Origin of the sequence: Azospirillum ramasamyi (assembly GCF_003233655.1) — a bacterium.
In the GTDB taxonomy this organism is placed as follows: Bacteria; Pseudomonadota; Alphaproteobacteria; order Azospirillales; family Azospirillaceae; genus Azospirillum; species Azospirillum ramasamyi.
In genome coordinates this window covers 79713-101500 of record NZ_CP029830.1, presented here as the reverse complement: position 1 = coordinate 101500, position 21788 = coordinate 79713, and the positions used below count along the sequence as shown (strand labels likewise).

Genomic DNA, 21788 nt, shown 5'->3' with positions numbered 1-21788 from the left:
ATCCCCGCAATTTCCATTTTAACGCAAATTCAAGGCGGCTTCCCGCAGCCACGCCTCAAGTCCACTGCACGGCATCAGGAGCGTTCCACCAGCCATCTTGTCATGATCACCATCGCGGCGATCCATTACTATGGCTCTGACTTGCCGACACGTCCTGGAACGCCGCCCCTCACCGCCCCCGCTTTGCCAGGAAGGCCAGCCGTTCCAGCGTGTGAACGTCCTGCTCGTTCTTCAGCAGCGCGCCGCACAGCGGCGGGATCAGCGTGCGGGCGTCCTTTGCGCGCAGGGTTTCCGGATCGACGTCCTCGACCATCAGAAGCTTGATCCAGTCCAGCAGCTCCGAGGTGGACGGCTTCTTCTTCAGGCCCGGAACCTCGCGCAGGTCATAGAACAGGTTCAGCGCCTCGCGCAGCAGGGCGGATTTCAGGCCGGGGTAATGGACCTCGACGATCTGCTCCATCGTCTCGCGGTCGGGAAAGCGGATGTAGTGGAAGAAGCAGCGGCGCAGGAAGGCGTCCGGCAGTTCCTTCTCGTTGTTGGAGGTGATGATGACGATGGGGCGCTTTTCCGCCTTGATCGTCTGACGGGTTTCGTAGACGTGGAACTCCATGCGGTCGAGTTCCAGCAGCAGGTCGTTGGGGAACTCGATGTCGGCCTTGTCGATCTCGTCGATCAGCAGGACCGGAGCCTCCGGCGCCTCGAAGGCTTCCCACAGCTTGCCGCGCACGATGTAGTTGGCGATGTCGTGGACCTTCGCCTCGCCCAGTTGGCTGTCGCGCAGGCGGCTGACCGCGTCATACTCGTAAAGCCCCTGCTGCGCCTTGGTGGTCGATTTCACATGCCAGGACAGCAGCGGCTTGTTCAGCGCGCGGGCGATCTCCACCGCCAGAACCGTCTTGCCGGTGCCGGGCTCGCCCTTCACCAGGAGCGGCCGCTCCAGCGTGATGGCGGCGTTGACCGCCACCATCAGGTCGTCGGTGGCGACATAGCGGTCGGTGCCGGTGAAGCGCATGGGCCTGCTCCCTCAAGCGACGATGTTTCAGTCCACGATAAACAGGGTGGCGTCGATTTCGGTCGAGGACCGGAGCGGGTAATCGCCGAAATCGGACACCTGATAGCTCATGCCGGCGGTCAGGACGAAGCGGCGGCCGTCCTTCAACTCGGTGATCAGTTCACCGCTGACCACGAACAGCACATGGCCGCGGTCGCACCAATGATCGGCCAGATAGCCCGGCGTGTATTCGACCATCCGCACCCGCAACTCGCCGGCCTGGAAGCTGCGCCACAGCGCCTTGCCGGTTTCGCCCGGATGTTCGGTGACGGGAACGGCGGCCCAGTCGGTCACGGTGAAGGGGAGAGTCGGAAGTTCCAACGCCGGACCTCGACAGAAACGGCATGAACGGAAAAACGGCCCCCGGAGCGAAGCGGGGGCCGGATTCCATCGGGATCAGGAGGCCTTCTTGGCCGCGATGGCCTTCTCGACGGCCTCGATCGCCGCCGGAGCCAGCGAGGCGTCGGGACCGCCGGCCTGGGCCATGTCCGGCCGGCCGCCGCCGCCCTTGCCGCCCAGCGCCTCGGCGCCGACGCGGACCAGATCGACGGCGCTCAGGCTGCCGGTCAGGTCGTCGGTCACGCCGATGACGATGGACGCCTTGCCCTCGTTCGACGCGATCAGCACGACGACGCCGGAACCGACCTGCTTCTTCAACTCGTCGGCCATCGGCTTCAGGTCCTTGGCCGGCAGGCCTTCAAGCACGCGGGCGGCGACCTTGACGCCGGCGACATCCTTGGCCTCGCTGCCGCCCTCGGCCTTGGCTCCGCCGCCCCCCATAGCTCCACTAAGGGCCACTTGCCGGCGCAGTTCCGCCAGTTCGCGCTCCATCTTGCGGCGTTCCTCGACCAGGACCGCCACACGGGCCGGAACCTCGTCGGGCTTCACCTTCAGGACGCTCGCCGCCTCGGTCAGCAGATGGTCGCGCTCGGACAGCCACGCCTTGGCGCCGGTGCCGGTCAGCGCCTCGATGCGGCGGACACCGGCGGCGACGGCGCCTTCGGAGACGATCTTGAACACGCCGATATCGCCGGTACGGCGGACATGGGTGCCGCCGCACAGTTCGATGGAATAGTCGCGGTCCAGCTCGCCATGCGGGCCGCCCATGGAGACGACGCGGACCTCGTCGCCGTACTTCTCGCCGAACAGGGCCATGGCGCCCTGGGCACGGGCCTCGTCCGGGGACATCAGGCGGGTGATGACCTCGCTGTTGGCGAGCACGCGGCGGTTCACCTCGTCCTCGATGGAAGCGATGTCGTCGGCGGTCAGGCCGGTCGGCTGGCTGATGTCGAAACGCAGACGTTCCGGCGCCACCAGAGAACCCTTCTGGGTCACGTGGTCGCCAAGCCGGTGGCGCAGCGCCTCGTGCAGCAGGTGGGTGGCGGAGTGGTTGGCGCGGATGGCCGCGCGGCGCTCGCTGTCGACGCGCAGCTCGACCACGTCGCCGACCGTCAGCGTGCCCTTGGTGACGGTGCCGACATGGGCCCAGACGGCGCCAAGCTTCTTCAGCGTGTCGGAAACCGCGACCTCGGCCCCGTTGGCGGAGAAGATCACGCCGGCATCGCCGACCTGACCGCCCGATTCGCCATAGAAGGGCGTCTGGTTGACGACGACCAGCACCTGATCGCCGATGCCGGCGGACTCGACGCGGGCGTCGCCCTTGACGATGGCGGTCACCTTGCCCTCGGCCACTTCGGTGTCGTAGCCGAAGAACTCGGTGGCGCCCAGCTCGTCCTTGATCTCGTACCACAGCTTCTCGGTGCCGACCTCGCCCGAGCCGGCCCAGGATTCGCGGGCCTTGCGGCGCTGCTCGTCCATCGCCGCCTTGAAGCCGGCCTCGTCGACGCCGCGGCCCTGTCCGCGCAGAACGTCCTGCGTCAGGTCGAGCGGGAAGCCGTAGGTGTCGTACAGCTTGAAGGCGACGTCGCCGGCCAGCGGCTGGCCTTCGCCCAGATGGCCGACCTCGTCCTCCAGCAGGCGCAGGCCGCGCTCCAGCGTCTGCTTGAAGCGGGTCTCCTCCAGCTTCAGCGTCTCGACGATCAGGGCGCGGGCGCGGTTCAGCTCGGGATAGGCGTCGCCCATCTGCTGGATCAGCGCCGGGACCAGACGGTGCATCAGCGGCTCGCGCGCGCCAATCATGTGGGCGTGGCGCATGGCGCGGCGCATGATGCGGCGCAGCACATAGCCGCGGCCCTCGTTCGACGGCAGCACGCCGTCGGCGATCAGGAAGGAGGTGGAGCGCAGATGGTCGGCGATGACGCGGTGCGACACGGCATGCGCGCCGTCCGGCGAGGTCTTGGTCGCCTCGGCCGACGCCAGGATCAGCGACCGCATCAGGTCGATGTCGTAGTTGTCGTGCTTGCCCTGCAGGACGGCGGCCAGACGCTCCAGCCCCATGCCGGTGTCGATCGACGGCTTGGGCAGCGGCACCAGATTGTCCGGACCCAGCTGTTCATACTGCATGAACACGAGGTTCCAGATCTCGATGAAGCGGTCGCCATCCTGGTCGGCGCTGCCCGGCGGGCCGCCGGCGATGGACGGGCCGTGGTCGTAGAAGATTTCCGAGCACGGGCCGCAGGGGCCGGTATCGCCCATGCGCCAGAAATTGTCGTCGGTCGGGATGCGGATGATGCGGTCGTCCGACAGGCCGGCGACCTTGCGCCAGATCGCCGCCGCGTCCTCGTCCGAGGTGTGGACCGTCACCAGCAGCTTGTCGGCCGGCAGGCCGTATTCCTTGGTGATCAGGTTCCAGGCGAACGCGATGGCGTCGTCCTTGAAATAATCGCCGAAGGAGAAGTTCCCCAGCATCTCGAAGAAGGTGTGGTGCCGCGCGGTGTAGCCGACATTGTCCAGGTCGTTGTGCTTGCCGCCGGCGCGCACGCATTTCTGCGAGGTGACCGCACGCTTGTAGGGCCGCGTCTCGGCACCGGTGAAGACGTTCTTGAACTGGACCATGCCGGCGTTGGTGAACATCAGCGTCGGATCGTTGCGCGGTACGAGCGGCGACGAGTCGACGATCTGATGCCCCTGCTTGGCGAAGAAATCCAGGAACGTGCGACGGATGTCGTTGGCGGTCTGCATACGGTCAAGGCTCCGGGTGCGCGGCTAAGGCCTTCCATTGGCCGAACCGTGCTTTTAGCGCGAGAATGGCGGCGTGTCCATGTCGGACGGATTATTACCCTGCGGCAACTGTCCCGAGAGCGGCGGGCGGACCCCGCTTATTCTGCCTCCGCCGCGGCGCGCGCCTTTTCGATGCGGCGGCCGACGATGATGGCGATCTCGTACAGACCGATCAGCGGAACCGCGAGGCTGACCTGGCTGATGACGTCGGGCGGGGTCAGGATCGCCGCGGCGACGAAGGCGCCGACGATGGCATAGCGCCGTTTCGACGCGAGCGCGTCGGTGCTGAGGATGCCGACGCGGATCAGCAGGGTGAGCAGGACCGGCAGCTGGAAGGCGATGCCGAAGGCGAAGATCAGCGACATGACCAGATGCAGGTATTCGCCGACGCGCGCCTCGAACTCGATGGGCAGGGCCGAGGCGTCGCCGCCGGGGTGGAACTCGAACCCCAGGAAGAAGCGCCAGGCCATCGGGAAGATGAAGTAATAGACGATGGCCGCACCGGTCAGGAACATCACCGGGGTCGCCACCAGGAAGGGCAGGAACGCCTTGCGCTCGTGCTTGTACAGGCCCGGCGCCACGAACATCCAGATCTGGCTGGCGATGATCGGGAAGGAGATGAAGCAGCCGGCCCAGAAGGCCACTTTCACATAGGTGAAGAAGGCTTCCGTCAGGCCGGTGTAGATCATCCGGCGCCCCTGCCCCGCCAGCAGGTCGGCCAGCGGCTGGACCAGGAAGTTATAGATCCGGTCCGACACGGCGTAGCACAGCAGAAAGGCGATCAGGATGGCGCCGATCGACCACATCAGCCGGTTCCGCAGCTCGATCAGATGATCGATCAGCGGCATCTTGCTGTCTTCGAGTTCGTCCTGATGCGTGTCGCCGGTCATGGTCCGTCTTCGACCTTAGGTCTGCTTATCGGTGGACTGGGCGGAGGCCGCTTCCGCCGGCTGGGCGGACGGCTGGGCTGCCTGCTGAGTGGCCGGCTGCACGGCGGCCGGCGGCGGCTGGGTGGTGATCGGCGAAGGGGCGGCGGAGGGCGGCGTGCTGTCGGCCACCACCGGAGCGGCCGGAGCCGCCGGGGCCGGGACCTGGGGCAGGTCCGGTTCCGGGGTGCTGCCGGCATGGCCGTTCAGCCCGACGTCGAAGCCTTTGGGGTCCAGGGCCTTTCCCACCTCCCCCTTCGGGTCGATGGTGTCCTCCATCATCTTCTTGATGTTCAGGTCGCGGGTCTTCAGGGCTTCCTTGCGGAGCTCGTCCAACTCGGTCTCCCGCATCATGTCGTCGATGTGGGTCTGGAACTCGCGCGCGACGCCTCTCGCCTTACGCACCCATTTGCCGAGCGTGAAGATCGCCTTGGGCAGATCCTTGGGCCCGATGACCACAAGGGCGATGACGGCGATCACCATCAGTTCGGACCAAGCGATGTCGAACATGTTCTTCCGGCTTCACGAATGCGGTGGGCAGGATGGCGCGCGGACGGCCCCCGGGAGGAACCCCGCGCGCCCGCAGGTCAGCTGCGAACTGCCTCGTCCTTCTTGGCCGCGGTTTCGGCCGTGTTGGCCGGCTGGTTCGGGATGCTCTTGGCATTGGCGCCGGAAGCGGCGTCATCGCTGTCGTCCTGCAGGCCCGCCTTGAAGGACTTCACGCCCTTGGCGAGATCGCCCATCACCTTCGGCAACTTTCCAGCGCCGAACAGGAGAAGAACGATCAGTAGAACGATGATCCAGTGCCAGATGCTGAAAGTACCCATGACGCGCCTATCACGTTTGAACGGCCTTTGCGGCGGGCCGGCACTATGGCAGAAAGGCCAGTGGGCCGCAACGTTCGCCCCACCATCCTTAAACGGTTGTCATTGAGGTTTCACGGGAATTCGCGCAGGCCCCGCCCGAAAATCGCGCTCCCGCTCAAGCCTCCCCGTCGCCGTCGCCGTCACCGTCGCCCCCCGCAGCGGCGAAGCCGCCGTCATCCCCGGCATTGCCCAGCCCCATAAGCACCGGACGGCTGTCCAGCAGGCCGGCGGCGCGCAGATCGTCGACGCTGGGCAGGTCGCGCAGGCTTTCCAGCCCGAAATGGTCCAGGAAATGGTCGGTGGTGATCCAGGTCAGCGGCCGGCCCGGCGTCTCCCGCCGCTTGCCCGGCCGGATCCAGCCATGCTCCATCAACAGGTCCAGGGTGCCCTTGCTGGTCGCCACGCCGCGGATGGATTCGATTTCACCCCTGGTCACCGGCTGGTGATAGGCGACGATCGCCAGGGTTTCGATGGCCGCGCGCGACAGCTTGCGCGAAACCTCCTCCTCCCGCCGCAGCTCCGGCGCCAGATCGGCCGCGGTGCGGAAGGCCCAACCGGCGCCGGTGCGCACCAGATTGACGCCGCGCGGGGCGTAATGGGCGCGCAGTTCCTCCAGCAGCAGGCCGACCTCCGGCCCGACACGGCCGGCCAGCGTCTCCTCGTCCAGCGGTTCGGCCGAAGCGAACAGCAGCGCCTCCAGCAGGCGCAGCCGGCCGATGCGGGCCTCCGCCTCCTGGGCGTCGGTGACTTCCTTGATCATGGTCCTCAAGAATCCGATGAGTCCGCGGCCGTGTCGCCGGGCTGGCGTCCGCGGACATAAAGCGGGGCGAAGGCACCGTCCTGGCGCAGTTCCACCCGGCCGGCCTTCGCCAGTTCCAGCGTCGCCGCGAAATGGGCGGCCAAGGCGGAGCGGGTCAGCAGCCTGCCGCCCTCCCCGCCCGGCAGGAAGCTGGCCAGCGTCGCCCAATCCGGCATGTGCCCCAGCAGGGCGGACAGGCGCTGCACCGCCTCCTCCATGGAATAGAGGCGGACCGGGGTTATGTGCAGGACGCCGGCCTCCTTGCGGGCGCGCTGCCGGCCATAGGCGCGCAGCAGGTCGAACAGCGTGACCTCATAGACCGACTTGCGGCGCAGATCCAAATCCTCCGGCGCGCCGCGGGGGTGGACGTCGATGCCCAGGCGCGGGCGGGCGAACAGCTTGGCCGCCGCGCCCTTCATCGCCTCCAACCGCTGCAGCTGGAAGGCCAGCGCCGCGGCCATGTCCTCGCCGGACGGCTCCTCCCCCTCCGGTTCGGGCAGCAGAAGGCGCGACTTGAGATAGGCCAGCCACGCCGCCATCACCAGATAGTCGGCCGCCAGTTCCAGCCGCACCTTCCGCGCCTCCGCCACGAAGGCGAGATACTGGTCGGCCAGTTCCAGGATGGAGATGCGCGTCAGGTCGACCTTCTGGTCGCGCCCCAGCGCCAGCAGCATGTCGAGCGGCCCCTCGAACCCGTCCAGAACCAACAAAAGCTGTTCGGACGGCGACACCGCCGCATCCGCAGCGGTGTCGGCCGGAAGCTCGGCCAGCAGATCGGCCATGGGTAAACCTTCAGTCGTTGCCGGTCAGGATGCGGATGAAGTCGATCACCGCATCCACCGGCGGCCCCAGCACCCAATGCATAACGCTCAAATCCATGCCGAACTGGCGCCCCAGAAGCGGCAGCAGGAAGAAGGCCGCCATCAGGATCAGCAGCCCGAAGCGTTCGAGCCTGGCCAGCGGCACGGCCAGCACGTCCGGCAGGATGCCGACGGCGACGCGCCCGCCGTCCAGCGGCGGCAGCGGGATCAGGTTGAAGACCATCAGGATGACGTTGACCAGAACCGACACCTCGGCGGCGGAGCGGATCCACAACTCGGGCAGGCTGTTTTCCGGGTTGACCAGCCGCCAGATCACCGCCGAGACCACCGCCAGCATGAAGTTGGTCCCCGGTCCGGCCAGCGCCACCCACACCATGTCGCGGCGCGGGTGGTACAGGCGGGCGAAGTTCACCGGCACCGGCTTGGCCCAGCCGAAGACGAAGCCGGTGGTGAAGTACATCAGCGCCGGCAGCAGCACCGTGCCGAACGGGTCGATGTGGCGGAATGGGTTGAAGGTGACCCGTCCCAGCCGATAGGCGGTGTCGTCGCCCAGCTTCCAGGCGACGAAGCCGTGCGCCGCCTCGTGCAAGGTGATGGCGATGATGGCCGGCAGGGCCACGGCCGTCACCCGGAAGATCCATTCCTCCATCGTCCGCTCCCGTCCGTCAGGCCAGGGCCGCGCCGAGAAGCTCGGCCAGCCGGTTGGTCAATTCCGCGATGTCCGCGGGTTCCGGCGCATGGCGCATCGCCTCGGCCCGCGCCCAACGCTCCGCCGCGGCGCCGCTCAGCACCGGCACGGCGCCGGGCAGGGTCCGCATCTCGTCCAGATCGCCGTTGCAGTGGAGCACGACATCCATGCCCGCCGCCAGCACTGCTTCCGCCCTGGCGCGGGGGTCGCCCTGCAGCGCGTTCATCGACAGGTCGTCGCTGAACAGCAGGCCGCCGAAACCGATGGACGGCCCCCGCACGACCTCGCGCACCACGATGGGCGATGTGCTGGCCGGGGCGGCCGGGTCGATCGCCTTAAGCACCACATGCGCCACCATTCCCAGCGGCAAATCGGCCAGCGCGCGGAAGGGAGCGAAGTCGGTGGCCTCCAGCGTCGCGCGGTCCGCCTCCACCACCGGCAGCTCGGCATGGCTGTCGGTGAAGGCGCGGCCATGGCCGGGGATGTGCTTGACCACCGGCAGCACGCCGCCGGCCAGCAGCCCTTCGGCGGTGGCGCGGGCAAGCGCGATCACCACGGCGGGGTCGCGCGAGAAGGCGCGGTCGCCGATGATGTCGTGCGCCCCCTCCACCGGAACGTCGCACACGGGCGCGCAATCCACCGTGATGCCGACCTCCGCCAGCATGTGGGCGAGCAGCCGTCCGTTGATCCAGGCGGCTTCCCGCCCGGCCTCCATATCATGCCGGGCAAGCGCGCCGAACGCGCCCATCGGCGGGTGGGCGGGCCAATGCGGCGGGCGCATGCGCGCGACCCGGCCGCCCTCCTGGTCGATCAGGACGGGAGCGTCCGGCCGGCCGATGCTGGCGCGCAGATCATCGACCAGCCGGCGCATCTGGTCGCGGCTGTCGCAGTTGCGGCGGAACAGGATGAAGCCGAGCGGATCGGCCTCGCGGAAGAAGGCGGCCTCGTCGGGCGTCACCACCAGCCCGGCACAGCCGAAGACGACCGCGCGCGGATGGACGACCGAAGCGACGGAACCCACAGGCCGAGCCTCCACGGAATCAGGGCCCGGAAAATCAGGGACGGACAACCACACACCCCACATTTTGCGCGCGCAGCTGGGCGCAGACCGACTTTGCCCGCGCCTCGTCGGCGCCGGCGCCCTGCACCCGGTAGAACACGCCCTTCTCGCCCAGATCGACCCTGGCGACCTGCATCGACAGGCCACCCAACGCATCCGGATAGCGTCCGGCGATCCGGCGCCATTCGGCCGCGGCCTCGCCCTCGCTGCGCACCGAGGCGAGCTGGATGCGCCAGCTTCCGCTGCCGCCGGTGACGGCGGGGACGGCCTTCGGCTGGGACGTCGCCTTGGCCGGGGCGGCGGATTCCGCCTCCAGCTTGGCGATCAGCTGGCCGACCGAGGGGGCCGCGCTCTGCTGCTGCGCCTGGGCCGGCGGAGCGGGCGGCGGCCTGACGGCGGCGACCTGCTGCGGCGGAACCGCCACGGGCTTGGGCGGAACGGCCGCAGGCGGCTGCTTGGCGAGAACGGTGGGCGGCGGTTGGATCGTCGGCATCTGCGCCAGTGGAGCGGCCTGCGGAGCGCCGGCCGGCAAAGCGGCAAGCCCCGGTGCCGGCTCGGGCGCCGCCAGCGGGGCGGCATCGGCCACCGCGGCGGCGACGCTGTCGCGCGGCACCGTGGCGGTGGCGCCCGGCGGCAGCTGGGCGACCGACGGCACCGCCGGCAGGGGCACCAGCGCCGGCATCTGCGGCGTCACCACCGGGCGCGGCAACGGCACCTCCGGCGGCGGCAGCAGCCGTTCCACCGTCTGGCTGCGTCCGCCGTCATGGTCGCGCAGCCGCTCATAGGCCAGGATGTCCTGATGCGGCACCTCCAGCCCGCCCGGCTGGTCGGGGCGGGCCTTGGCCGGCTCCGGATCGGCGGTCAGCAGCGGCGGACCATCGCCCGACAGCTGCGCGGGACCGCGCAGGCCGATGATCGCCGCACCGGCGAAGGCGACGACGCCGACCACGGCAAAGCCCAGCGCCAGAAACCCGCGCTTGCCCGCGGCCTGCCGGGGCGGCATCCCATAGGGATTGGCCGCGTAGTTGACGTCGCCGTCGTACTTCATGAACGCAGTTCCTCCACCGGCTCGACACCCATCACCGTCAGGCCCGAGGCGATGACCGTCGCCACCGACGCGATCAGCGCCAGACGGGCCGTCGTCAGCTCCGCATCGCCCTCGATCAGGAAGCGCAGCGAGGCATCGTCGCGGCCCCGGTTCCACAGCGCGTGGAAATCGCTGGCGAGATCGTAGAGGAAGAAGGCGATGCGGTGCGGCTCATGCGCTTCCGCCGCCGCCTCGACCACGCGCGGCCAGGTGGCCATCCGCTTGGCGAGCGCCATCTCCTCCTCGGCATCCAGGCGGGCGAGGTTCGCCGCCGCGGCCAGGGCCGCCGGGGTCTGGTCCAACTGCGGCAGGGCGGTCGCGGCATGGCGCAGGACCGAGCGGCAGCGGGCGTGGGCGTACTGCACGTAGAAGACCGGGTTGTCCTTCGACTGCTCCGTCACCTTGGCGAAGTCGAAGTCCAGCGTCTGGTCGTTGCGGCGGGTCAGCATGATGAAGCGGACCACGTCCTTGCCGACCTGATCGATGACGTCACGCAGCGTCACGAAGGTGCCGGCCCGCTTGGACATCTTCACCGGCTGGCCGTCCTGCATCAGGTGGACCAGCTGGCAGAGCTTCACGTCCAGCGACGCCTTGCCTTCGGTCACGGCGGTGGTCGCCGACTGCATGCGCTTGACGTAGCCGCCATGGTCGGCGCCCCACACGTCGATCAGGCTGCCGAAGCCGCGCTTATATTTATCAAAGTGATAGGCGATGTCGTTCGAGAAATAGGTGAAGGAGCCGTCCGACTTCTTCAGCGGCCGGTCGACGTCGTCGCCGAAATCGGTGGACTTGAAGAGCGTCTGCGGGCGCGGCTCCCAATCGTCGGGCTTCTTGCCCTTCGGCGGCTCCAGCACGCCGGTGTAGATCAGGCCGCGCTCCTCCAGCGCCGTCAGCGCGCTGTCGACGGCACCGGCGGTCACCAGCGCGCGCTCGCTGCTGTAGACGTCCATGGTGACGCCGAGAACGCCGAGGTCCTCCTTGATCCAGCCCATGATCATGGCGATGGCGAAATCTCGGCAGGCCGGCAGCCATTCGGATTCGTCGGTGCCGACCCAGCGGTTGCCGTCACGCTCGGCCAGGGCCTGGCCGACCTCCTTCAGGTATTCGCCGGGATAGAGACCGGCCGGGATCTCGCCCACCTCCTCGCCCAGCGCCTCGCGGTAGCGGATGAAGGTGGACCGCCCCAGCACATCGACCTGGGCGCCGGCATCGTTGATGTAGTATTCGCGGGTGACGGCGTAGCCGGCCTTTTCCAGCAGGGACGCCAGCGCGTCGCCGAACACCGCGCCGCGGCCATGGGCGGCGTGCAGCGGGCCGGTCGGGTTGGCCGACACATACTCCACATTGACCGGGGTCTTGCCGCCCAGGTCGCTGTCGCCATAGGCCGTGCCGGCGTTCAGCACGTCGCGGATGCGGTCGCGCCACACGTCCGGCGTCAGGCGCAGGTTGACGAAGCCCGGACCGGCGATCTCCACCGACGCCACGTCGGCGCGGCCCTTCAGCTTGGCCACCAGCAGTTCCGCCAGGGCGCGCGGCGCCATCTTCGCCGGCTTCGCCAGGATCATGGCGGCGTTGGTGGACAGGTCGCCATGCGAGGCCTCGCGCGGCGGCTCGACCGTCAGACGGCTGCTGTCCAGCCCGGCGGGGATGGCACCCTCGGCGGCCAGCTCTTCCAGCAGCTTGCGAATATCGGTCTCGAAGGCCTTGAAAATATTCATCGTCTCAGGTCGTCTTTTCAGGAGGTCACAGGAGCCCGTCGGCTCAGGTCTTCACGCGTCAGGTCTTCACATGCAGGTCGAACAGCCGGTCATGCTCGGCCAGCGCGTAGCGGTCGGTCATGCCGGCGATGTAATCGGCGACATGGCGGGCGCGCACCGCAAGGTCGCCGTCGCCGCCATGCCTCGCGATATCGTGCTGCCATTCGGTCGGCAGGGTGTTGGGCTCGTCCATGAACAGCTGGAACAGGTCGCGCACCACGCGCTTGCACTTGCTCATCTCGCGGTTCACGCGATAGTGCCGGTACATGCGCTGGCGCAGGAAGGCGCGCAAGGGGCCCTGCGCCTCCAGCATCCCGTCGGAGAAGCTGACCATCGCCAGCGGCAGGGCGCGCAGCTCGGCCGCGCTGCCCGGCTGGTGCTCGGCCAGCCGCCGCCGCGTCTCCGTCACCAGATCGACGACCATGGCGTTGATCATCCGCCGCACCGTCTCATGGATCAGGCGGGAGCGCTCCAGCCCCGGATAGCGGTCGCAGACCTCGCGGATGATCGGGCCGACCAGGGGCAGCTCCGCCACCTCCTCGACCGTGAACAGGCCGGCGCGCAGGCCGTCGTCGATGTCGTGGTTGTTGTAGGCGATGTCGTCGGCCAGCGCCGCCACCTGCGCCTCGGCCCCCGGATTGGTGTGCAGTTCCAAATCCCAGTCGTCCTGGAAGGCGGCGATGGTGGTCGGCAGGCGGAACCCCGGCAGCAGCGGCAGCAGCGGGCCGTTGTGCTTGACCACGCCCTCCAGCGCTTCCCAGGTCAGGTTCAGACCGTCGAACTCGGCATAGCGCCGTTCCAGCCGCGTCAGGATGCGCAGGGTCTGGTCGTTGTGGGCGAAGCCGCCGAACGGCTCCATGCAGGCGTTCAGCGCATCTTCCCCGGCATGGCCGAAAGGGGTGTGGCCAAGGTCGTGGGCCAGCGCCACCGCCTCCGCCAGATCCTCGTTCAGGGACAGCGTGCGGCTGATCGACCGCGCGATCTGCGCCACCTCCAGGCTGTGGGTCAGCCGGGTGCGGTAATAATCGCCCTCGTGATAGACGAAGACCTGGGTCTTGTGCTTCAGCCGGCGGAAGGCCCCGGAATGCACGATGCGGTCGCGGTCGCGCTGGAAGCACGAGCGCGTCGGGCTTTCCGGCTCCGCCACCAGCCGCCCGCGCGTGTCCGCCGGGTTGCAGGCATAGGGAGCCAGCCGATCGTGAAAACAGTCCGCCGTCATGGGGCGGACACTACCGGCGGGGGGACGCGGGTGCAACGGCGAAGGCGTGCTATGCCCCTGCCCCAAGGTTGGGCGTGCCAGATGCGCAACGGTGCCCATACTTTGACGTGGGGTGCGATCCCCCTTACATTTGTCGCAACTTCCGCATCGCACCAAAGGGGCCGCCCCATGCCCGACACCGCCCTTCCCACCGAAACCCGCGTCCTGGCCGTCAGCGAGAGCGCGGCCAAGCGCGTCGCCTTCCTGATCGAGCAGGAGGGCAATCCGAAGCTGATGCTGCGCCTGACCGTCTCCGGCGGCGGCTGCTCCGGCTTCCAGTACGGCTTCACCTTCGACGAGACGGTGACCGACGAGGACCATGTCTTCGAGAAGGACGGCACCAAGGTGGTCACCGACGACGCCTCGCTCGACCTGCTGGCCGGCGCCACGCTGGATTACGTCGAAGACCTGATGGGCGCCGCCTTCCAGATCAAGAACCCGAACGCCAGCGCGTCCTGCGGCTGCGGCAACTCATTCGCGGTCTGAGGCCGCAGCCTGAAGCCGCAATCCAAGACCAGCGCACAATAAGAAAAGGCAGGCCTTTTTCGTGAAGATCGCCACCTGGAACGTCAACTCGGCGAAGGCCCGCCTTCCGCTGATCACCGACTGGCTGCGCGCGGCGTCCCCGGACGTCGTGCTCTTCCAGGAAATCAAATGCGAAACCGCCGCCTTCCCCGCCGCGGCGTTCGAGGAACTCGGCTACCACGTCAACGCCGTCGGGCAGAAGGCCTACAACGGCGTCGCATTCCTGTCGAAGGCGCCGGCCGAGGATGTGCTGACCCGGCTGCCCGGCGAGCCGGAGGACGAGCAGGCGCGCTATGTCGAGGCCACAGTGGCCGGCGTGCGCATCGCCTCGCTCTACCTGCCCAACGGCAACCCGGTGCCGGGGGAGAAGTTCGCCTACAAGCTCCGCTGGATGGACCGGCTCTACGACCATGCCCGGACCCTGCTGTCCCAGGAAATCCCGGTGGTGCTGGGCGGCGACTACAACATCATCCCCGAGGCGCGCGACGTGTTCTCGCCGCAGGCCTTCGCCGGCGACGCGCTGTTCCGCCCGGAATCGCGGGCCAAGTTCCGCGCCCTGCTGAATCTCGGCCTGACCGAGGCCTACCGCGCCCTGCATGACGACGACCACGCCTATACCTTCTGGGATTATCAGGCCGGCAGCTGGCCGCGCGACAACGGCCTGCGCATCGACCATTTCCTGCTGTCGCCGCAGGCCGCCGACCGTCTGGCCGGCTGCACCATCGACCGAGGGCCGCGCGGCAAGGAAAAGGCGTCCGACCACACCCCGGTCATCCTGGAACTGCGCGACGTGTGACCACGCCCGTGGAATCTGCACAACAAAAGCATTTCGTTAAAACTCCCGCTTCTAACATGCTCCCGCGGCCGGCATGACAACCGGCCGTCACGGTCACGGCGGGAGCGAAGGGCGGCATGGCGTGGAGGCGCGACAACGGCCGGGAAGAGGTCAAGGAGCTGTTGGCCGCGCTCGAACGTCAGGCGACCGAAGCGGCGCAGCTTGCCGACCGGGCCCAGCGCGACATGGGCGACGACCGTTTCGCCTCCTTCCTCGACTTCCGCCGCAAGGTGGAGGAGATCCGCGCCCTCTTCACCCTGACCGAGGAACGCCTGCAGGGCGTCGACGAGTCGCGCCTGACCGATCTGCGCGCCGAGTTCGAGCGGATGGATCTTCTGCTGACCCGCATGCTGGTGCGGGCGATGCGCAATTATTTCTCCGGCATGCGCCAGGATCAGGTTCTGCCGATCGGCGCCCGCGAACTGTTCGAACCGGAACTGCGCAGCATCGACCAGACCCGCGCCCGCCTGCAGGGTCCGCGCTACGCCGACCGCGTGCCGCCCGAGGTTCTGGAGGATCTGGACGCCACCGCCGACCTGATTCGCAAGACCCTTGCCCGCGCCCCCAGCCTTCCCGACTTTTCCGACAGCCCCAGCCCGCCCAAACCGACCCGCCGCCTGCGTACACTGGGCCGCCCGATCCGCAACTGACGGGCAAATCGCGCCGACACACGCGCGACACTTGACCCACCGCGACGCATTCGCTACTCCCGTGGGCCTGAGGGAGAGTGGCCGAGTGGTTTAAGGCAACGGTCTTGAAAACCGTCGTAGGTGTGAGCCTACCGTGGGTTCGAATCCCACCTCTTCCGCCATTTCAGCTCAATATTTCGTTTTTGATCAATGCCCTAAGGAAAGACCTCGCCGCTTAACCCACGGCCCTACCCACAAGTGTCGCACGGCTGCGGACGATCAATGGCGCACGTGCGCGGTCACCGCCGTGTCCGATCCCGTCGGGAATGGTCGAAGTGCGAAACCGGATCGGCTCACCCTGCCCTTCCCGACTCGTTGTTTGCGATCACCCTTGCCGCCCGACGAGGCGACGCACTGGAACAGCTGCACCATGGCGGCAGCCGGCGGGGTGAGCGTCGGCAGAGTGCAACGCATCTGGCGCGCCCACGGCCTCCAGCCGCGACGGAGACAGTTGGCTGGTTGGTTCACGTCCATGCCCAGGACACACAGAATGTCCTTCACCACGAACCACGGCTGTCCGTCGATGGTCACCACCCGCATCTTGTTGGAGTGGAACTCGAAGGAGATCACGTTGGTGGTGCGGTCACTACGAACGAAATGATACCGCCGAGCGTAAGTCCTGACTTATGCTCGGAGGTAAAGGCCGCGACTGCGGCCCCGCAGGCCCATGCCTGCGAAGGCAAGCGGCCGGACGGCCGCGCCCGCCGTCTGAGGGCGAGCGTAAAGTCTGATGTGTCAGACTTTACGCTCGATGATATGAGACTATGGCAGCATCCTCATTCCGACCACAGAGCGAAGCTCCACGGAGTGTGATGCAACGGGGGCGGCGGTGCGAAGACGTGCCTCGCCTTCGTCGTTTCAGGGGGTAGTGGGAACGAAGCGGCTTGACTGCCTGGGGGAGCTATCACGGCACAGCGTGATGATCCCCGTCCGTTGTTCCAGTGCGGCCACTTTGTCGAGGTGGACCCAGCACCGCTCATCCTCCGTTTTGGGTGGGGATCACGTTCTGAAGCGTTGCCGTGGCGATGCAAGGGGTGTGGCGTGTCAGGCGACATGAGAATCTGCCCCCTGGCCGACATGAGGAAAGGGCCCCCCTTCGACATTGAGGGGTAGAGAATGGTCGAGGTCACGATACCGTTGAGTTCCTCCGAGACGACGGATCGGAGGGACGTGATGCTGGCCCCAGACGATGTGACGGCGATGATCCGGTTGCAGGCCCTGGGTTGGGGCACGAAGCGGATCGCCCGGGAGTTGGGGTGCGACCGCAAGACGGTGAAGCGTTACTTGCGTGGTGGTGGTTGGCACCCCTACCGGTCGCCGCGACGGGCTGGTCGGCTGGATGACTTGACGGATTGGCTCGGCGAGCGCTTCCGGCGACACCGGGGCAATGCCGACGTCGTCCGCCAGGAGTTGGCGGACGAGCATGGGGTCCAAGTGTCGCTGCGCACTGTGGAGCGCGCCGTCCAGGGATTGCGCCAGGATCTGGAGGCGGAGAGCCGAGCCACGGTGCGCTTCGAGACGGCGCCGGGGCAGCAGTTGCAGATCGACTTCGGCACCACCGCCGTGGAGATCGGCGGTGAGCGGATGCGGGTTCACCTGTTCGTCGCGACACTGGGCTACTCGCGCCGCAACTTCGTCACGGCGTTCCGTCACGAGCGGCAGTCTGCCTGGATCACCGGCCTGGAGGCTGCCTTCCGGCACTTCGAGGGTGTGCCGCACGAGGTGCTGATCGACAATCCCAAGACCCTGGTCACCCATCACGATCGGGAAACCCGGGAAGTGACCTTCAACGACCGCTTCCATGCCTTCGCCCGCTATTGGGGCTTTCGCCCGCGCGCCTGCGCGCCGTATCGGGCGCGCACCAAAGGCAAGGACGAGAACGGTGTCGGCTACGTCAAGAAGAACGCCGTCGCCGGGCGGCGCTTCGCCAGTTGGGAGGCGTTCGAAGGACACTTGGTGCACTGGATGCGCACCATCGCCGATGTCCGCGTTCACGGCACCACGGGCGACCGGCCGATCGACCGTTTCCAGGCCGCCGAAGCGGTCAGCTTGCGGCCGCTGAACGGGCGCCCACCCTATCTCCAGGTGCGCGAGTTGCACCGCAAGGTCCAGAGCGATGGCACCGTCGGCATCGACACCAACCACTACAGCGTGCCCTGGCGACTGATCGGGCAGAGCGTCACGGTGGAAGTGAGCGACGGCACGGTTCGGGTCCTGCTGGCCGGAAGCGAGGTGGCGCGGCATGTTCAGGCGAGCGGGCGCCGACAACGTGTCATCGACGCCCGTCATCTCGACGGCGTGGTTGGCGTCCCGCCCGACCGCTCCGGAGCCGCGGCACCGCACACCACCGCAGACGCCACGGCACCGCGCCACGATCCGGACCTGCTGCGGCCGCTGGCGGAGTACGAAGCGGTGATTGGAGGTGGCTGGTGAACGCCGATCCCGATGATCTGACGCGGATGCTGACACGTCTGAAGCTGACCGCGCTGCGCGACCAGATCGACAGCCTGCTCGACGAAGCAGCGCGGCGTGAGCTGAGCCTGCGCGAGGCTTTGGCCTTCCTGTGCGAGGCCGAGGTCGCACGCAAGGACGAGCGGCGCATCCAGATGGCCATGAGCATCGCCAAGTTCCCCTTCGTGCGCACGCTGGAGGGTTTTGAGTACGACGCCCAGCCCTCGCTCGATCCCAAACAGATCCGCGATCTGGCGACCGGCCGTTGGGTGGCCAACGGCGACGCGCTCTTGTTACTTGGGCCGCCCGGCGTTGGCAAAACGCATTTGGCTGTCGGGCTTGGCCGCGAGGCCATCCGGCACGGCTACTCGGTGTTGTTCGTGTCGGCGGCGACGTTGCTGACGATGTTGACCAAAGCGCATGCCGATGGCCGGTTGGAGGAGCGGCTGGGGCACTTCGCCAAGCCCAAGCTGCTCATTGTGGACGAACTCGGCTATCTGCCTCTGGAGACCAATGCGGCGCACCTGTTCTTTATGCTGGTGAGCCGCCGCTATGAACGCGGCAGTATTTTGGTAACCAGCAACCGCAATGTGAGCGAGTGGGGGAGCGTGTTCGGGGACCCCGTGGCCGCGACGGCGATCCTGGATCGCCTGCTTCACCACAGCCACGTCATCACCATCCGTGGCGACAGCTACCGGCTGCGCGAAAAGCGCCGCTCCGGCCTGATCAAGCCAACCCCGTTCGCCGCCGACGCACAGAGTTCGGCATGACTGCGCCGACAACCCTTTCCAAGTCCGGCCGACCAGCGCCGCCAGCATCCAGGCTGGATGATCTCCTGCGGATCGGGCTCCCTCAAGCCAGGCCCTGCGGGCCTCCGCCGAAGGCGGCTGGGGGCTTGACCGAGCCCGCCCCGCAGGAGCCGTTGCTCACCATGGATTGCAAGCGGAAGTGACGCTGGATGAAAACCGGGGGCCCTTTCCTCGTGTCGCCAGGGGGCCCATTCCTGAAGTCGTTTGACAGGAGCACTTTGCCGATCACCGCCCAAGTGCTCCATTCTCTCCAACCCTAAGCCAGTTTCGAACCGGCGCGTGTTTTCAGAGAGTGACGGTTTTCCTGATCAGCAGAGGCCTGTAACACCCCCCTTGTGTCGGGTGCCATGCCCAATCACCGGGCATAAAGATCGCCCCACAGCTTGGCGTTGTCTTTGGCGCTGTTGCCGAGAATGCGGACCACGTCATACCAAGAAACCCATTGGTCAAGCTGAAAGCGGGGATCCTCTGCCAACGCTAGATTGAACTCCTCATACCCAAGATTGACCAAGCGATGCACGATCTGCATGGTGTGAGAAATATACTCCGATGTAAATTCCAGAGATAGAATACCAATCCGGCATGAAAGACCCTCAACCACTTCCCTCTCAAACCCTTCCACGTCGATTTTGCTGTATCTCGGCTCACCATAGAGCGCGATTAGTTCATCCATCGTGGTGATCTCCACCTCAACCTGTTCGTCCCATTCATAGCCAGAGAAGCGACCAGCCTTCCAATGGGTGGAGAAGGTGCTCAGCACCGGAGATTTGGTGCAGATGTCCAAGTTCAGTGTGCCGGGCACCTTGCCAACCCCCTTCGCCACTACGGTCACAGAGGGGTTGCCCGAAAAGCGGGTCCGCATGTCCTCGGCCAATTGCGGCTGGGGTTCAACGCAGACCAGCCGGGCTCCCTTCTGGAGAAACGGAATGGCCTTGTCGCCCGCATGCGCGCCAATGTCAAAGACGAGTTCGTCAGGACTGACGAGGTCCATGATGGTCGATGGCAGCATGGTACGCTCCCAAGCAATGTTGACAGTTGCGTGAAGGCTTGAGCATGACAGCCCATGTCTTAGAGCGCCTAACAGAACCATCTCTGGACGAAGCGCCAGCAGATGAGGCTGGCCGCGATATGGTGAAAGGCAGTGAAGATGTCGGCGCGCCGTTCGTAGCGGACGGCGATGCGGCGGAAGCGGGCAAACCAAGCGAGCGTACGCTCGACCACCCATCGGTGTCGGCCAAGACGCTCGCTGCTCTCGACGCCACGCCGGGCGATCCGCGGAATGATCGCTCGTTGGCGCAGCGCCTGCCGGCAGTGTGCAAAGTCGTAGCCCTTGTCGGCGTGCAGCTTGGCCGGGCGGCGCCGTGGCCGGCCCGCACACTGGCGGATCGCCGGCACGGCATCGACCAGCGTCTCCAGCAGCTTGCTGTCGTGCCGGTTGGCCGGCGAGATCTTCAGGGCGAGCGGGATGCCATTGGCATCGACGAGGATGTGACGCTTGGAGCCCGGCTTGCCGCGATCCGTCGGGTTCGGGCCGGTCTCCTCGCCCCCCTTTTTGCTGGAACGCTGGCGCTGTCCACCGCTGCACGATCCCAGTTGATGGCGTTGGCATAGCCGAGCCGGTCGAGCAGCACACGATGCAGCCGTTCCCACACGCCAGCCCGATGCCACTCGTGCAGACGCCGCCAGCAGGTCATCCCCGAGCCGCAGCCCATCTCCACCGGCAGAAGCTCCCAAGGAATACCCGTGCGCAGCACGAATAGGATGCCGGTCAGCGCCGCACGATCGTCCAACCGGGGCCGTCCGCCTTTTGGCTTGGGCGGCTCCGGCGGGATCAGCGGTTCGATGATCGCCCACAAGGCATCGGAAACAAGAGGGGCTGCCATGCCCCTACCAACCGTTCCTGGCCGGTTTTGTTACGCACTCTAAGTATTGACACATGGGAGCCACGGGTAGCTTGTGAGGGAGCGTAGGCGCTCCGGTGTGGCGGTGAGGGCGTTCCAGGCGTCACAGCAGGCCTGGACGACGGCGTCGTAATCGTCCAGGAGCCGGTGGGACAGAAAGCGCTCGCGCAGGTACAGCCAGACGCGCTCGACCGGGTTCAGTTCGGGGCTATAGGGCGGCAGCGACACCAGCGTGATGTTGTCCGGCACGACCAGCGCCCGCGATCCATGCCAGCCGGCCTGGTCGAGCACGAGCACCGCCTGGACGTCCGGTTCCAGGCTCCGGGAGAAGCCGTCCAGGAACAGGCTCATGGCGGTGGTGGAGACGGTCGGCATGACCAGCGCGAAGTCGGCGCCGCTGGCCGGGCAGACGGCGGCGTAGAGGTAGACCGAGGTGAAGCGCTTGTCGCACAGCCCGGCGGGACGCTGCCCGCGCTCCCACCAGCGATGCGCGGTGCGGCCCTTTTGGCCGATGCGCGCTTCGTCCTGGAACCAGAGTTGGAGGCGCCGCCCAGGGTGCGCGGCCGCCGCAGCCTTCAGCGCTTCGCGCAGCCCCTTTTTTGGAAGGCGGCCTGGGCCTTGGCGTCGGACTGCGGGTGACGGGGCCGCGTCTTCTGCTTCGACAGGTTCAGCCGGCGCACGATGCGCGACAGGCTGGCCGGATGCAGCGTCTTGGCGAAGCGTTCGGCGATCACCTCGCACAGGATCGGCAAGGTCCACTCCACGCAGCCGTGCCGTTTGGGATCGGGGCCGGCGAGGATGATGGCCTTGAGCGTTGCCTGCTCCCCCTCGCTCAGCCATTCCGGTCGCCCGGGCAGCGGGCGATCATACAGCCCGGCGACGCCCTCGGCGTTGTAGCGCACCACCGCATCGCGCAACGCCTGACGGTCCATGCCGGCCAGCCGCGCCGCTTCCGCCCGGCTCACCCCGTCGAGCGCATGGGCGATGGCGAACATCCGCGCCGCCACCCGCCCTTTGCTCTCCCGCCGCGCCAAGGCGCGCAACTCGCCGGCACTCAAGTCTTCCCGGATCGGCAAGGCCGCTGGCATTCGCTCCTCCCCATCGCGATGGGGAATCGAATCACGGATCGCCGGCCTTGGGAATCC

Annotated in this window: 21 protein-coding genes, 1 tRNA gene and 1 pseudogene; 6 read left to right on the top strand and 17 right to left on the bottom strand. The window is 67.2% G+C overall.

Annotated elements, in window-relative coordinates; all coding sequences use genetic code 11:
• Nucleotides 1–169: 169 nt before the first annotated feature.
• From DM194_RS13180 to DM194_RS13120, 13 genes are all read right to left on the bottom strand, one after another.
• The gene (locus DM194_RS13180; RefSeq protein ID WP_111068074.1) at nucleotides 170–1012 is read right to left on the bottom strand and encodes an AAA family ATPase; all 843 of its coding nucleotides are present in this window, start codon (nucleotides 1010–1012) and stop codon (nucleotides 170–172) included.
• Between the two features lie 27 nt (nucleotides 1013–1039).
• Nucleotides 1040–1372: a DHCW motif cupin fold protein gene (locus DM194_RS13175; RefSeq protein ID WP_111068073.1), complete on the bottom strand. Its 333-nt coding sequence runs from the start codon at nucleotides 1370–1372 to the stop codon at nucleotides 1040–1042.
• Between the two features lie 75 nt (nucleotides 1373–1447).
• The gene (gene alaS, locus DM194_RS13170) at nucleotides 1448–4132 is read right to left on the bottom strand and encodes an alanine--tRNA ligase (protein ID WP_111068072.1); all 2685 of its coding nucleotides are present in this window, start codon (nucleotides 4130–4132) and stop codon (nucleotides 1448–1450) included.
• A gap of 137 nt (nucleotides 4133–4269) precedes the next feature.
• Entirely contained in the window at nucleotides 4270–5061 is a 792-nt protein-coding gene (tatC, locus tag DM194_RS13165) for a twin-arginine translocase subunit TatC (RefSeq protein ID WP_111068071.1), read from the bottom strand.
• Between the two features lie 15 nt (nucleotides 5062–5076).
• A complete protein-coding gene (gene tatB, locus DM194_RS13160) occupies nucleotides 5077–5607 on the bottom strand; it encodes a Sec-independent protein translocase protein TatB (RefSeq protein WP_111068070.1) in 531 nt (176 codons plus the stop codon).
• A gap of 77 nt (nucleotides 5608–5684) precedes the next feature.
• Nucleotides 5685–5924 carry a twin-arginine translocase TatA/TatE family subunit gene (locus tag DM194_RS13155; protein ID WP_111068069.1) on the bottom strand — a complete coding sequence of 80 codons (240 nt, stop codon included), beginning with the start codon at nucleotides 5922–5924 and terminating at the stop codon, nucleotides 5685–5687.
• Between the two features lie 154 nt (nucleotides 5925–6078).
• Nucleotides 6079–6723, bottom strand: coding sequence for an SMC-Scp complex subunit ScpB (gene scpB, locus DM194_RS13150; RefSeq protein ID WP_111068068.1), 645 nt, complete (start codon nucleotides 6721–6723; stop codon nucleotides 6079–6081).
• A 5-nt stretch (nucleotides 6724–6728) separates the two neighbouring features.
• Nucleotides 6729–7544 (bottom strand): segregation and condensation protein A, encoded by an 816-nt coding sequence (locus DM194_RS13145; protein WP_111068067.1) that lies wholly within the window; start codon nucleotides 7542–7544, stop codon nucleotides 6729–6731.
• A gap of 10 nt (nucleotides 7545–7554) precedes the next feature.
• Complete coding sequence (locus DM194_RS13140) at nucleotides 7555–8232, bottom strand: site-2 protease family protein (protein WP_111068066.1); 678 nt, start codon at nucleotides 8230–8232, stop codon at nucleotides 7555–7557.
• Nucleotides 8233–8248: 16 nt separating this feature from the next.
• A complete protein-coding gene (gene nagZ / locus DM194_RS13135) occupies nucleotides 8249–9355 on the bottom strand; it encodes a beta-N-acetylhexosaminidase (protein WP_246024380.1) in 1107 nt (368 codons plus the stop codon).
• On the bottom strand, nucleotides 9327–10379 hold the full coding sequence (locus DM194_RS13130; protein ID WP_111068064.1) for an SPOR domain-containing protein: 1053 nt from the start codon (nucleotides 10377–10379) through the stop codon (nucleotides 9327–9329). The genes nagZ and DM194_RS13130 overlap by 29 nt, the downstream gene beginning before the upstream one ends.
• Entirely contained in the window at nucleotides 10376–12136 is a 1761-nt protein-coding gene (argS, locus tag DM194_RS13125; protein ID WP_111068063.1) for an arginine--tRNA ligase, read from the bottom strand. The genes DM194_RS13130 and argS overlap by 4 nt, the downstream gene beginning before the upstream one ends.
• A gap of 58 nt (nucleotides 12137–12194) precedes the next feature.
• Nucleotides 12195–13394, bottom strand: coding sequence for a deoxyguanosinetriphosphate triphosphohydrolase (locus DM194_RS13120; RefSeq protein WP_111068062.1), 1200 nt, complete (start codon nucleotides 13392–13394; stop codon nucleotides 12195–12197).
• Nucleotides 13395–13562: 168 nt separating this feature from the next.
• Here DM194_RS13120 and erpA point away from each other — a divergent pair, with 168 nt between their 5' ends.
• From erpA to DM194_RS13100, 4 genes are all read left to right on the top strand, one after another.
• On the top strand, nucleotides 13563–13919 hold the full coding sequence (erpA, locus tag DM194_RS13115; protein WP_111068061.1) for an iron-sulfur cluster insertion protein ErpA: 357 nt from the start codon (nucleotides 13563–13565) through the stop codon (nucleotides 13917–13919).
• A gap of 61 nt (nucleotides 13920–13980) precedes the next feature.
• Nucleotides 13981–14754 (top strand): exodeoxyribonuclease III, encoded by a 774-nt coding sequence (locus DM194_RS13110; protein WP_111068060.1) that lies wholly within the window; start codon nucleotides 13981–13983, stop codon nucleotides 14752–14754.
• A gap of 116 nt (nucleotides 14755–14870) precedes the next feature.
• Entirely contained in the window at nucleotides 14871–15443 is a 573-nt protein-coding gene (locus DM194_RS13105) for a hypothetical protein (protein WP_111068059.1), read from the top strand.
• Nucleotides 15444–15514: 71 nt separating this feature from the next.
• Nucleotides 15515–15604, top strand: a tRNA-Ser gene (locus DM194_RS13100).
• Between the two features lie 97 nt (nucleotides 15605–15701).
• Here the strand turns inward: DM194_RS13100 and DM194_RS29130 are convergent.
• Complete coding sequence (locus DM194_RS29130) at nucleotides 15702–16052, bottom strand: BRO-N domain-containing protein (RefSeq protein ID WP_162630028.1); 351 nt, start codon at nucleotides 16050–16052, stop codon at nucleotides 15702–15704.
• A gap of 546 nt (nucleotides 16053–16598) precedes the next feature.
• On the opposite strand from DM194_RS29130, the gene istA reads away from it, so the two are divergent.
• Both istA and istB read left to right on the top strand, forming a co-directional pair.
• Nucleotides 16599–17915: an IS21 family transposase gene (gene istA, locus DM194_RS13090; protein WP_425457286.1), complete on the top strand. Its 1317-nt coding sequence runs from the start codon at nucleotides 16599–16601 to the stop codon at nucleotides 17913–17915.
• Nucleotides 17916–17941: 26 nt separating this feature from the next.
• Entirely contained in the window at nucleotides 17942–18703 is a 762-nt protein-coding gene (istB, locus tag DM194_RS13085; protein ID WP_111068654.1) for an IS21-like element helper ATPase IstB, read from the top strand.
• A gap of 394 nt (nucleotides 18704–19097) precedes the next feature.
• Here istB and DM194_RS13080 read toward each other — a convergent pair whose 3' ends face one another.
• From DM194_RS13080 to DM194_RS13070, 3 genes and pseudogenes are all read right to left on the bottom strand, one after another.
• Complete coding sequence (locus tag DM194_RS13080; protein WP_162630027.1) at nucleotides 19098–19751, bottom strand: FkbM family methyltransferase; 654 nt, start codon at nucleotides 19749–19751, stop codon at nucleotides 19098–19100.
• A gap of 155 nt (nucleotides 19752–19906) precedes the next feature.
• Nucleotides 19907–20625 (bottom strand): annotated as a pseudogene (locus DM194_RS13075) (IS5 family transposase); the annotation flags it as partial.
• 39 nt (nucleotides 20626–20664) lie between these two features.
• Nucleotides 20665–21731, bottom strand: a protein-coding gene (locus DM194_RS13070) for an IS630 family transposase (protein WP_111066509.1) whose coding sequence is annotated in 2 segments (ribosomal slippage) — nucleotides 20665–21243 and nucleotides 21246–21731 — 1065 coding nt in all. Because the reading frame shifts where the segments join, the coding sequence is not laid out codon by codon here.
• Between the last annotated feature and the right edge of the window lie 57 nt (nucleotides 21732–21788).